General features: G+C 45.5%; 8 protein-coding genes. 3 read left to right on the top strand and 5 right to left on the bottom strand.

Annotated elements, in window-relative coordinates:
- Window positions 1-31: 31 nt before the first annotated feature.
- Window positions 32-2305, bottom strand: coding sequence for a heparinase II/III family protein (locus ACKTT9_RS11560; RefSeq protein WP_407871666.1), 2274 nt, complete (start codon window positions 2303-2305; stop codon window positions 32-34).
- Between the two features lie 104 nt (window positions 2306-2409).
- On the opposite strand from ACKTT9_RS11560, the gene ACKTT9_RS11555 reads away from it, so the two are divergent.
- A complete protein-coding gene (locus ACKTT9_RS11555) occupies window positions 2410-4236 on the top strand; it encodes a sensor histidine kinase (RefSeq protein WP_407871665.1) in 1827 nt (608 codons plus the stop codon).
- Complete coding sequence (locus tag ACKTT9_RS11550) at window positions 4233-5786, top strand: helix-turn-helix domain-containing protein (RefSeq protein WP_407871664.1); 1554 nt, start codon at window positions 4233-4235, stop codon at window positions 5784-5786. The genes ACKTT9_RS11555 and ACKTT9_RS11550 overlap by 4 nt, the downstream gene beginning before the upstream one ends.
- 52 nt (window positions 5787-5838) lie before the next feature.
- Here the strand turns inward: ACKTT9_RS11550 and ACKTT9_RS11545 are convergent, their stop codons facing one another.
- From ACKTT9_RS11545 to ACKTT9_RS11530, 4 genes are read right to left on the bottom strand one after another with little or no spacing between them, the layout of a single operon-like run.
- Window positions 5839-8934 (bottom strand): alpha-mannosidase, encoded by a 3096-nt coding sequence (locus ACKTT9_RS11545; protein ID WP_407871663.1) that lies wholly within the window; start codon window positions 8932-8934, stop codon window positions 5839-5841.
- A gap of 16 nt (window positions 8935-8950) precedes the next feature.
- Window positions 8951-10540, bottom strand: a complete 1590-nt coding sequence (locus ACKTT9_RS11540; RefSeq protein ID WP_407871662.1) for a hypothetical protein — start codon at window positions 10538-10540, stop codon at window positions 8951-8953.
- Between the two features lie 55 nt (window positions 10541-10595).
- Complete coding sequence (locus tag ACKTT9_RS11535; RefSeq protein ID WP_407871661.1) at window positions 10596-11483, bottom strand: carbohydrate ABC transporter permease; 888 nt, start codon at window positions 11481-11483, stop codon at window positions 10596-10598.
- A gap of 23 nt (window positions 11484-11506) precedes the next feature.
- Complete coding sequence (locus tag ACKTT9_RS11530; RefSeq protein WP_407871660.1) at window positions 11507-12463, bottom strand: ABC transporter permease; 957 nt, start codon at window positions 12461-12463, stop codon at window positions 11507-11509.
- A gap of 277 nt (window positions 12464-12740) precedes the next feature.
- On the opposite strand from ACKTT9_RS11530, the gene ACKTT9_RS11525 reads away from it, so the two are divergent.
- Complete coding sequence (locus tag ACKTT9_RS11525) at window positions 12741-13118, top strand: hypothetical protein (RefSeq protein ID WP_407871659.1); 378 nt, start codon at window positions 12741-12743, stop codon at window positions 13116-13118.
- The last annotated feature ends 12 nt before the right edge of the window (window positions 13119-13130 follow it).

Genomic DNA, 13130 nt, shown 5'->3' with positions numbered 1-13130 from the left:
TACAAAAATTGATGCATTTTTACTGTTGTTATTAACCAGGACGTCGCGTCGCCAAAGCGGTCGATTGACGAATGACAATGACTCCGTTGTCTTCGGAGACCACCTCGGCACACCCCTTAGCCGTTGAGCGCTGCGGCATCATGGCAGGCCGTATCTCTGCACGAATGTAAGGTTGGCCTTGCAGGGAAACCGAAACCTCCTCAGCGCTTAGTTCCATGCAAACCGTCGCTCTGGACATCGAGGCAAATAGCGTATGTCCGCTATGGCGAAGAACGCTCCCATACCCGATAAAACAGCGCTCGACATTCGTCCAGTCGTCCTCATTCGCACCTTCAGGTCGAGTTACGGCGATCAGATAGGCATCCGTCTCCCATCCATTCAACTTGCGGATGCAATTCTGATGCATGACTCGGCCATCTGCCCGCAAGTTCCAGTAGATATCCGTTTGCTTGCCGCCTGATCGGATGCGTACACCAAGCATTTCATGTCCCTCCAGGGCGGTCACTTCGGGAAGCGGCTGCTCCGGTTCCATGGGGATTACAGCCGTTATAAATTTAGCCTCATGAACGAGCTCACAGGTTTCGTATGACAAATATGTCACCTTTGTATCAGGGGCATGATCCGCCATGCCTTCCTTTTGCTTCAGAGTCAGTTGCTGCGGGAATAGATGCTTAACGATCACACTCGCATCGCCGTTCGTGATACGCAATGGACCGTTTTCCACCATGCAGGTTTCCCCTTCGTAGTGAAGCAGCCATTGCAAATGGCCTTTCTCGTGCGCCCGAATGTCGTCCAAGATGACGATGACACCATCGACCCAGAGAAAATGACGAAAATTTCTTGAGAAATGCATCGACATAGGTCCGGTTGCGTCAGCGTACACATAACGGAGACCGGCGTGATGAACCAAATGATACACGTGTCCAGGCTCCTTCACGCCACGGGGCATATCCGACCGCAGCTGCCCCTCACCGTTAAACAGCACAACATTATGCGCTTCGCTCTGAGCATAGTAATCAACATACTCAGGTCTCTCGTAGGAGCAGTTACCGGAGTCAATCAAGAGAGGCCGCCCTTTATGATAGAGAACAAAAGAACCCGCATCCGCATGAGCATGGTTCCAGGTAAAGCCGGACTTCACCGCCAGCAACGTGCCGTCCTTCTCCCAACCATCGCGCATCGTCGCCCAGCCGATACCCTCGTAGATCACGGATGTCTCTGCAGGAGATGGTGGTCTCGATTCCCCCTGCCAAATACGATCCTGCTGGATAAAATCATAAAATCCATACTCTGCTTGCCATTCTTTCAAATACCAGCGCAAACGTGGATCGTCGAGCCCGTTCGCCAGCAGCATCTTTGCAGCGTGCACGGCACCTGTATACATATAACCGTCACCGAAATTAACGGTCATCGGCCGTTCGGAGGCAGGATAAGTCGTATGCAGGAAGAAGTCTCCAGCCTTCGCGAGCACAGGGATATCGGAAAAAATCGTATAACCGAAAGCATGTTGATAAGCCAACCTGAAGACCAGATATTCATACAGGCCATAATCGGCATAGTTGAGACTTTCGTAGAATGCCCCAGCTTCGTCGTAATTCAAACTTTTATTGCCAAGAACACTGCCTTTATACAAAAAGTATTCAGGGAAAATGCGAATGATTTCATCGAGCCAAACGCTCGCTTCAGGTTCCTCATCGATGACGGAAAGCACGCCGACTCCCGCCAGTCCAATCATCACAGCCCACCAATTATGGCCCATGGAATCAAGCGTATGAATACGGGTATCGGCAAATACCCAATCCTTCAGTGTCGGCAGAACGCCAAGATCAAGCAAGGAACGGCGAATCGTCTCACGCTCTTCCGTGTTCAGCAACTCGTAGATGTAGTCGTAGCCGACAGCAAAACCATGGCAGAATCGGGACGTATTTAACTCCGAATGCCACGGTGGATCGTTCTTCAGCAGGCCTTTACCGTGCCATTTCTGATAGGTGCTGTAATGAAGGAGCGCTTCCTTTAGTTTTTCTGCATAATGCCGCTGCCCCGTTACCTGATACACCAACCCAAGCATGGTGCCCATCTTGGCCACTTGCTCGCTCGGAGGCCCATACTTGCCATGCTGGGAATCCACCCCGTCAGCTTCCACTTCATCTGTAAAAGAATTTTCCAGAAGACCATCCGCCTTGGCCACATAAGCCTGCCATTCCCTCCGCAGGTTCTCATCCTCTTGCAGTTGAACCCGAAAATGCGCAACCCAATTTTGATTAAAATATAAATAAGGATGCTGTTTCTTTGTCATATTTTCCATTTCTCATCTTCCTCCTATGATTAAGGGCTCAATACTGAGCTCCTTTACGAATAAAGAAATACGTTGTACATTGGGTATAGAACTTATCGATGGGGTTGATTCCAATGAAAACAAAAATTCAAAATCAATTCTTTTTATACTATCTTTTTCTTGCCGTCATTCCGCTTTTGGCGCTTTCCTATTATTCGTACTACACCATCAAAACCAACGCGCAAAAAGAGCTGGTCAACACCATTTCATTTGATATGCGGCAAAGTCAGGCTTCCCTCGACGCACTGTATATCCGATTTCAGAAGTATATGGACATTCTTTCGAATTCGTCCACGTTCTATAATTTCGTTCTCCCTGCGTTAAGTGATATCAAGCAAGGGGATATTCAACATGCCAAATACATCGTCACGACGAACCTTGATCCGCAATTTAAGAGCTTGTTTGCAACGGATGATGTCATTTCTGCTGCCATGGTGATGATCGACGGACGCGTCGTCTACAGCTACAAATCTTTTGTCTCCGTTACGAATGAATTCAAACATAATCCCATCATTGCCAGCACCGAAGCCAGTCCCGCCATGCGTTGGTTTAGCAATCAGCCTACTCCCTTCGGCTCTTTCGAAGGCAACTATTCCGTCATCACCAAAAACATTTATAACATTATGGGCAATAATCCGTCCGAGATCCTTTGCCAGGTTATCCTTTTGGTTAATCAGCAGAAAATGAACGATCTCTTAAACAATAAGCTTCGATTTGCGGATAGCATCATTCGCGTCTTGGATACAGACAACACGATTATTGCCGGAAACGATACTGCTCTCCCCATCAGCGATCAGCAAACTGCCTTAATGACGCAAAAACTCCCACTCGATCAAGACCCGAACAACATCACATACATCGATAAATTTTTCATTTTACAAAACATATCGAACGTTACGAATTGGCGCATCGTCCAGTTGTCATCTTCGAGCCATGTAACGGAAGCTTCTTCGGCCATCATTCTTTTTTCCACCATTCTTGCAGCTGCCTTGCTGATCCTCATGTTTCTGTTTTCATTTATTATTTCTAATGAGATTCTGCTTCCTATCAAACGTCTGGCCAATGCGATGAAAAAGGTCGGAGAAATGAATGTGAAAATGACCGTCATCCCCAATTCCAAAAACGAAATCAGCGAAATTGCAAGCGGATTCAATCAAATGGTGGAACGTATCGACCACTTATTCAGACAAACGATTGAAATCGAACGCCAAAAACGTAAATCCGAGATTGATATGCTTAAATATCAGATCAACCCGCATTTTTTATACAACACCATTAATTCCATACGCTTTTCCGCAATGAAACATAAGGATGAAATCACAGCCACGATGCTGGTTACGTTAAGCCGTCTGCTCAGAAATACCCTCAGTCATCCTAGCAACGTGATTGCATTAAGAGAGGAAATACAAAATATTAAGGACTACATCTCTTTGCAGCAGCTGAGATACGATCATCAATTAAACGTTGAGTACCAGATAGAAGAGCAAACAGCGCATTTGCTAGTACCGCATATGATTCTACAGCCCATAGTAGAAAACTCTATCATGCATGGCTTGAATCACAATTTGAACACGGGCGTCAAAGCCAACATTACCCTTTCCTCCTTTTTGAAAAATAGCACGACCCTGATTCTTGCCGTTCGCGATAACGGGATTGGTATCGCCAGCCAAATCGTAGACAATCTGCTCGTTCATCCATCAACGATTTCTTCAGATTCACTGCGCATAGGCTTCGTTAATATTCATAAAAGAATCAGGCTCCAATATGGGGAACCCTATGGCATCGAGATCGAGAGCGAGGCCGGTTTCTTCACAAATGTCAAAATTATTCTTCCCGTGCTGGACAATATAGAAGATGCCCATGCCCATTTCATTAGCGAAGGAGGTACCAACCAACCATGAATGCCATTATTGTTGACGACGAGCCTTACGTAAGACAGATGCTTAAGAACATGATCCATTGGGATGACCTGTCACTTCATCTGGCAGGCGAGTTCTTTAACGGTCAGGATGCTTATGATTGGATAAAGCAAGGCAACAACGTAGACCTGGTCATTACGGATTTAAGAATGCCGATCATGGACGGACTTCAATTGATTAAAAATACTCTGGCGATTAGAGAACATATTACTTTTCTTGTGATCAGCGCTTTTAACGAATTTCATTTAGTAAAAGAAGCCTTTCTTCTTGGTGCCAAAGATTATTTATTGAAGTCTGAAATGACGGAAGACCATATCCATCATACGCTGTCCAATCTGCGGTTGAACGATCACCCGAAATTGCCGGCTGTCTCCAGCAAAGAATTGATGAAAGAAACGCTATTAAGCCGGCTTGCAGCGGAAAATCTGACAACAAACGATATCAGCACCTTGAAGGAATTGATGGGCAATAATGAAAAAAGACGCCTAACCTTGCTTCTGCTGAGATTAAACAAGCTTGACGCTCATGCTTCTACACCTGAAGCATCTATGAAAAAGGCCATCTCGGAATGCCTCTCACCTAACGAGGAGATCCTTGCTTTCAGCCGTCAAGCGCAGGTTGAAATCATTCAGACGTCGCCATTCGAGTATTTAATTCTTATGCTCTATGCCCCGCAGGAATCCGAGGCCAGCATCATGCAGCATGTAAGGCGCGCCTTTGGCGCATTTCGCCCAAGCGGGTTCCGGATCAATCTCGGGGTCAGCCGTGTTTCTTTCGATTTCTTCTCGCTTCCTCAGCTCCTTCATGAGGCAAGGCTGTCCGTCGATTATTGTTTTGTTGCAGGCAACGGTTCTATCATTCCCTTTACGGTGCAGTTTGAAGAAACGCCGCCACTTGCGATCGACAGCCGACAGCAAGTTTCCATCTTAAAGGAGCAGCTGAGTGCCATCCTATTTGACAAGCGCAAACCGGAAATCCACAGTGTTATCATTCCGCCTCAAAACGTAAGTGCCAGCCATATTCGTGCTATCAAAGAGCTCTACATGAAATATCATTTTGTTCTCATGGACTTCGCGATGCAGAACGGTCTCTATGGCGAGTTGCGCGAGCTAAGCAACAAGTACGAAGAGCATTTAAAGTTTTACGGCGATCTGGACTCGCTCAACAAATGGCTATCCTCTGTAATTGCCGTCGTAAAGGCCCACAATGGCGAGAATTCCATGATCAATCAGGTGAAACACTATGTGGAAGAAAACTATATGCACGATATTAGCCTGCAATCCGTTGCCAACAAGTTCAACATTAACAGCAGCTATCTTAGCCGCCTGTTTTCAGAGAAACGCGACACCACTTTCACCGATTATTTGGCCCATACTCGCATCACCAAGGCGATTGAATTTATCAAGTCATCCAACCTGAAAATCTATGAAATTTGTGAAAAAGTAGGCTACACCTCCCCTGAGCATTTCAGCCGAACGTTCAAGAAATTGACCGGCAAAAGTCCAAAACAATTTATGGACGGCCGTGAATGAAAAAAAATCTGCCGTGCAGCTCCGGCAGATTTTTTTTTCGAGTCGCTTCACATTAATAGCTGATCTTGACTGTTTTAATTTCAAATGGCTTGAAACTAAGCGCGATCACGTTCTTTGTTTCCAGATTCTCCGTGTCTTCTTCCAACATGTTGGTTACAGCAGCCTTGACCATACCATTCGCAAACGTCAGAGTCGAGTTGGTATAAGTCCCCTCTGCCTCATACATCCTGATGATATAAGCCTTATCGTTATCCTCGCACGGCTTGATTGTTTCAATCATAATATTCGGTTCACTTACGCGAATAAAAGATTCGAAGCTGCACGCGCCCGGAACGATAATCGGCTTATAATTGAACGCATAAGCGGGCTTGATGACAGAATCCGCATCAAATCCGCTGTCATGCGGCAGGAACGCATAGGAGCAGCTGTGTTCGCCCTTATCCCCCCTGAAATCCGGCCGGCAGCCGCCTTTATGAAGCGTGAGTCCAAGCTGGGATTGATGGACGGATATGCCGTATTTGCAGTCGTTTAACAGGGTGACGCCGTACCTGGTTTCGGACAAATCGGTGTATTTATGATTGCACACCTCAAACTTGGCTTTTTCAATATCCGTATTCCGGGTCGTTGGCCGCTTGATGTAACCGAATTGCAGTTCCTGTCTTGCAAAGTCAGCAAATACAGTCGTATCAAATACGGTCTTGAGCAATCTGTGATCGTCCTGCCAATTCATCAACGTCTCGAACTTCACTTGCTTGCTGTTGCTGTAGAAAATGACGTCCTGCTGCAAGCTCGATTTGGCGGTCAACTTATAATGATTGCGGATTCTAAATTCCACGAGCCCATCGGAGACGATTTCACTTGAGAGCAGTTCAGCGTTATCCTTGAACTTCAGCTCAATATCCGCATCAATGTCCCAACTGTCCCAAGCGGTCGGCACATCCTCCGCCATGAGCAGCGTATTCAGAGCATAGCCGTCTCCTCTGAGCTCCCTATTCAAACCCTTATCGATCATCGATTTGATATAGCTCTTTTCGTCGAAAACCACTTTGTAGAATGGCGTATCCAGCGTATGGTTCTCATAATGAAAGCAGGATCGTTCATTCAATTCGCCTTTCACCCGCTCCAGCACCGCAGAAGATAAGGCTTTGATCGTTACACCCGCGACAGCGAGCTGTTTGCGGCCCCACAGATCGGTTACCCGTTGCTGAGCATAATCCCCTTGGATCACACAGCCATCCACAGCATCCAAATAGATCGTATCGTTGCGATCGAATGCTAAAGTGTTAACAACCGAAACTTTGTTGTCTATAGGTTCAGCAGGCACAACCTGTTGAATTAATTGATCCGCTTGCTGAATGATATACGTCGTTTCCGAGATACTCCGGTCATGCACGTCAGGAATGGATGTTCCCGGTAAAATATCATGAAATTGGTTGATCAATAGTGTCTCCACAAGCGGCCTGATATCGGTATCTCGACATATCACATCACGATTCACCGCATCTCTAACCGTAAGGTATTCCAAGTCATGCAGTCGGATTTCGGATAAACGGTTATTGCGTTTGATCGTATGCTGATTCGTCAGCGTACCCCGATGAAGCTCGAGATACAATTCACCCGCATATACGGGAGGGCTTGTAAGGGACTGCTCCAATCTTTGCATGAAATCACCAACAAACATCGTCTCGACTCTCGGACAGCCTTCCAAATCGCTGCATCTGCGCGCCATTTCAATCATTTCGAATTGCGGCCCACCGCCACCATCGCCATAACCATAGGCTAATAGACGCATGTTGGACACCCGTTTATCCGTGATGGCATCTTTGGAACGGTGACCGTCCATCACGGAGTCAATGCAAGTTTCCGGATCAGGCCACAGGTGGGTTTTATTTAGATGCGTTAACACTCTCGTCCCATCCAATCCCTGCCAATAAAAGGTATCGTAAGGAAACTTGTTCGTGTCGTTCCACGACATCTTGGTCGTCAGGAAATAATCGACCCCGCACCCCTTCATAATTTGAGGAATGGAAGGACTGTACCCGAACGTATCCGGCAGCCAGAAGCAATTTGACGTATAGTCGAAATGCTCCCGTGTAAATCGCTGCCCCCATACGAACTGACGCAGCATCATTTCCCCGCCGACCAGATTGCCGTCGCATTCAATCCATACGGCGCCATTCGGTTCATACCTGCCGTCTTTAACCGCAGCTTTGATTTTTTCAAACAACTCGGGATAGTGCTCCAACATCATTTTTCCATGATAAGCGGAACTTTGTACGAATTTGTATTCCGGATACTGCTCCATTAAACTAATCTGATTGGCATACGTACGCGCACACTTTTTAACGGTTTCTTCAATCGTCCAACGCCATGCCGTATCCATATGGGAATGCCCAATGACCGCTGCAATCGGAGCCAAGGAGGTATTCTTGTATTTATATAATGTTTTAATGAGCTTGCTGGATTGCGCAACAGCCTCCACAAATATGCTGGCCTCAATATTATCAGGGGAATAATAGAGAATTTCATGGATTTGCGTTAACGTTTTAATAATATTGGCCCTAACAAAACTATGTTGATCCAATGCACCGGCCATTTGGTTAAAGGTTTTCAGGTCGAAGTAAAAATCGGCCATCTGATGGTTTTTTACACAAATGTCGACGGATTCATACTTGTGCAGGAAGTCGGAGCGCGGAGATTCCGCCAACGGTTGGCTGGCTGCTGAGAAATGCCCCGCATAAGACTCCAGCGCAACCTCGATGCGTTCACCGCCTTGCACATTCGACTTCAGCAAATCGCAGTAGTGATTCCCATGGCTTAAAGTAAATGTTCCTGAAGGCGATCCGTTTACCCAGAGAAGCGTCTCATGTCCTCCGACATGCGGTTTCAGGAACAAAGTCATCTGATCCAGCTCCTGCTTGACCTTGTAGGTTCCTTTCAGCCAACAATAATTCCCTTCACCGCCCCATACTTCCCCTGAACTGGTCTGGACGAACAAGTGGCTCTCCGGTATGCGGTGCAATCTTTCTGGAGTCCGGTAAATCTCTACATCCAAAGTGTCTACTGTGGTGAAAATGTAAGGCTCAATCGTTTTCTCGAATCGCTTGAGCTTCCCGAGCATGCGCTCTGTCTGTTTTTCATTCAGCATAGCCTGTTAATTCTCCTTACTTTTTGTTATACAGTCTGTTCGCGTTCTTGACTAACTCATCGCCGAGCTGTTTTTTCCAGTCCGCAATAAAAGCATCAAAATCATTAATCGTCTTCTCGCCAACGATGACTGATGTGAACATGGTGTTCCATTGTGTCGCATACGTTTGATTTTTGCCATCCAGATTCTCGCCAGATTCCGTGGTAATCGGGCCTTCTACCGTCGGTTTATCCGTCGTCACGAGGTAATCCACCTTTTTCTTGCTGTACAGCCCATTGTCGTCAAACAGCAGCTTCTGTCTGTTCTCTTTGATAAAAGCAGGAAGCACTTTCGCATTCACATCATCCGTGGCGTCAAAAGCGCCCATAAACGGCCAGCCGAATCCTTCTTTGGCCTTGGCCTCATTCGTTGAGAATTCCTGTTTGGTTACAGGCGAATTATTAACAAGCGTATAGTGCGTATCTTTCAATCCATACTTGGCCAGTGTAAACGTCTCCGCATCGCCAAAAATGGTATCCCAGGCCGTCATAATTTTATGCAGCTTGTCGCGATCTTTCTCCAGCTTCTTATTAAAGAAGACAATATTGGTAAACATCGGCGCGTTGGCGACAATCGCCTTGCCCCCGTCTCCAGACGTCGGGAATGGCGCCCATTCCAGCTTCGCATTCGGATATTTCGCTGTTAGCTTGGCACCGATACTTCCTTCATCAAATGGCGGGTTGATCTGGAGCGTCGTATTGTAATATTGGTAAAAGAGCGCGTTGTTATTGACAAATTCGTCGATAGGCGCCGATGTATTCTGATACATCGTGTAGTACTCCGGATTGATGTACCCAGCCTTATACCATTTGTTAAGCTGAATCAGCGCTTCTCTCATACCGGGCATGAAGGGCGCATATTGAATTTGGTTATCTTTATAGATCCAAGCATCACGCCGTACACCATAAGCGGACAAGAAGTAATACATCGCCTGCGCTTCTCCGCCGTTTTGAACCGTTATCGGATAATTGTTCGGATATTTTTCCTTATACTTTTTGAGCACCGTATCCCAATCGGCAATCGTTTTGGGCATACTCACCCCAAGTGCTTGCAAAATGTCGGAACGAATGGCGACGCCATAAGGCAAGGAGTTGCCGAGTGCCCCGTTGTTAAAGCCCTTCAGCTTGCCATCTCTCGACCATAGATCGAGGATGTGGCTTTTTTGACTGCCGACTCTGCTAACAAATGACGCATAGATGTTGGGCGCGTATTGCTTGACTTCGTCCTCCGTCAAAGTTGCAGCCGAATCAAACAGCGCTTTGCTGCTTGTAATATAGCCCCCGTACACATCCGGCATCTCACCGGACGCAACGAACAAATTCAGCTTCGTGTCATAATCTGCATCGGGCACAGCTGTGATTTTCAGATCAACGCCAAGCTTTTCATTCAGCTGCTTAATAACTTCTGAATTGGGATTAGGCTGAATTCTTGTCGTAAAGATGTTGATGGACGGCTTTTCCGTGGTACCTGCTTTCGTTTCATTGGTAGAGGAGGTACACCCCGCAAGAACAGCAACCGCAGCCGTGGTCAAAACAAGTGAAGCAGAAACGCTTTTGACAACTTTCATCGACAATTTCCCCTTTACTTTCATCATGTATTTGGACTAGCCTTTGAAACCTGTATTACCCTTTCACAGCACCGATCATAATTCCCTTAACAAAATACTTCTGCAAGAAGGGATACACCAAGATGATCGGGATGGTGGTGACCAGCAAGATAGCTGCCTTCACGGATTCGGCCGTATATCGCTGACCGGACATATCGACATTCTCAATCCCCATGACATTGGCCAGCGCTGCATCCTGCGCATTATTAAGGACATCCCTTAAAATAATTTGCAAGACTTTGATCTCACCATTGGAGATATAAATCATGGCGTCAAACCACGAATTCCATTGGCCAACCATAGACCATAACGTCACAGTGGCAATGATCGGCGTAGATAAAGGCAAAACAATCGTGAAGAAGATAGAAAAATCGTTCGCTCCATCAATGTATGCGCTCTCTTCTACCTCAACAGGCAAGGATGTGAAAAAATTCCTAATAATCACAATGGTATACGCACTGCATAAGCCTGGGATGACCAAGGACCAAATGGTATTGAGCATATGCAGCTCTTTGACCAGCAAGTAGGTCGGAATTAATCCACCTCCAAAAAACATTGTAAATATAATGAGGCCCATCCACCATTTTCTACCTAACAAATATCGTTTGGATAACGGATAGGCGAGCATAGCCGAAACAACAACCGTCAGCAGGGTTCCCAAAACCGTCCTCAGAATCGTCCAGTAATAGGATTCAAGCAAAGCGCCAGTTGCAAAAATCTGTTTATAAGCATCAAAAGTTGGATTGCTGGTAAACAAGTGAAGCCCGATTGTACTGGATTCATTGGGAGGGCTAATGGAAATTACAGCCTGCTGTACGAATGGAAAAACAATCGTTAAACAGATAAATAACATGAAACCTATGTTAAAACCATTAAATATCCTTTCACCTAAACTCAATTTCATATGCGTACTCTTTCCTTTCCTTATTAAAAGACTGTATAGTTTGATAACTTGCCAACAATCCAATTCGAAGTTAAGACAAGGATGAGTGCGATGACACTTTTGGCGATGCCAACCGCTGTTGAGAAACTATATCGCATATCGACCAAGCCTACCCGGTACACAAAGGTATCGATAATATCCGCAGTTGGCATGACGATGGAATTGTAAAGGGTAAATATCTGGTCGAAACCGCCATCAAGAATACCGCCCAGTCCTAATACGAAGAGCATACAGATCGTAGGCAAAATACTAGGAATCGTAATATACATACATTGCTTGAATTTGCCCGCCCCATCAATGACAGCCGATTCGTACATATCCGAATTAATCCCGGCAATCGCAGCCAGATAAATGATACTGCCATATCCAATTTCTTTCCACACGTTAGAAACCAGGAGGATCTGCAGGAACGAATCTGCGTTACCCAATAAAATCCGGGGCTGCCAACCAAACGCATCGCTAATTAGGCCATATAAGCCGTATCTTGGAGAAACGAGTTGAAAGATGAGTCCTGCTACAATAATCCATGAAAGGAAATGCGGTAGATATGAAATCGTTTGCACAATTCTTTTGAATTTATTGGAAACCAACTCATTTAGCAGCAAAGCAAAAATAATGGGTGCTGGAAATCCTATGGCAATCTTTAAGATGCTGATTTTTAGCGTGTTTAACGTAACTGTCCAAAAATATTTCATTTCAACCATCTCACGGAAATACTTGAGACCTACCCACGGGCTACCAAATACGCCGTCTTGCGGACTATAGTCTTTAAAGGCAATCAGAATCCCATACATTGGAATATATTTAAAAACCAGAAAGTAGATCATCCCAGGGATTAACAACAAGAATAGAAACTTCTGCTTCATTAGCTTTCGAAATAGGCGATTTTTCTTTCGCAAAGTATGGATGCCTAATCCTACCTGCTCATTAACAACGCTCATACACATCTCCTGCTTTCTCTTGTAGTTTGCCACACGCATCGCGAATGCGCTTTCTTTCTTGGATTTATTGTAGCCCGATTATGAACGAATAGTAATGATTTATCTTTACAAAAAATGATGTATTTTTACTGTCGTCATGGTGACGGCGCGAAAAACCTTATCCCGCGGCGAAAAAGGCTGAAACAAATTCGTTTCAGCCTACTCAATGTGCACAAACGCCCATTCCGTTGCATATGGTGGAAGCAATGCAGGATCTCATTTCAAAGGAGATAACCATATGTGGAATAACTTCCCGTCCTATCAAGATAACAGACCAGGAATTTCAAACCTATTACAGTGTATGAATAAATGGGTGGCCATCCAATTAACAGATGGGACTAATTTACATGTATATGTAACGAATGCCAATTTCAATATGGCATCAGGATTTTTAACCCACCAATCTTATCACACCTTAGTCTGCAACGGAACTGCCATTCAAAACGCACAGCAAGCAGAGGCTTGCTTAAATCAGTGGGTTCAGCTTGTGCTTCCCAATGGAATTTCCCTCTCATTTTATTTGACTCATTTTGATGATCAAGTGGTCGGGGGCAGTTTCCAATCGAATCACCTTTTCGGACTATTCAACCTTGTTGCTTCAGTTCAATGTGAATAATGTATTTGGAAA

This window comes from Paenibacillus sp. P36, from assembly GCF_045866505.1.
GTDB classification, from domain to species: Bacteria; Bacillota; Bacilli; order Paenibacillales; family NBRC-103111; genus Paenibacillus_E; species Paenibacillus_E chondroitinus.
This window is presented reverse-complemented; position numbering and strand designations above follow the sequence as displayed.